Below are 255 nucleotides of genomic sequence, written 5' to 3'. Positions count from 1 at the left end.
CGAGGGTTTACTACACGGTTGACTTTGGCTTTCCGCAAGACGAATACCTGTTGATAAACAACTTCGGGATGCCTATGAATGCCGGTAGCGCCATTCCCAGGAACCTCTATTGTTGGTGGGATTTTCCTAACAGCAAGCTTTATGCAATAACGGCTGCTTCTTCGAACCCGACCGCATTCTTTCTTCCCGCGTTATTCGCAAAGATGAACGCTTAACTTTCAAGGACACTGCGCATGCCCTGGTACAGATCGGGCA

The 255-nt window shown here is 49.0% G+C and carries 1 pseudogene; it reads left to right on the top strand.

The features are described from left to right. Window positions 1–215, top strand: a pseudogene (locus HAQ05_RS29750) (hypothetical protein); the annotation flags it as partial. Window positions 216–255 lie beyond the last annotated feature (40 nt).

This window comes from Pseudomonas typographi (assembly GCF_014694385.1).
Taxonomy (GTDB): Bacteria; Pseudomonadota; Gammaproteobacteria; order Pseudomonadales; family Pseudomonadaceae; genus Aquipseudomonas; species Aquipseudomonas typographi.
Note: the sequence above shows the minus strand (reverse complement) of the source record. Positions and strands in the feature narration are given on the sequence as shown.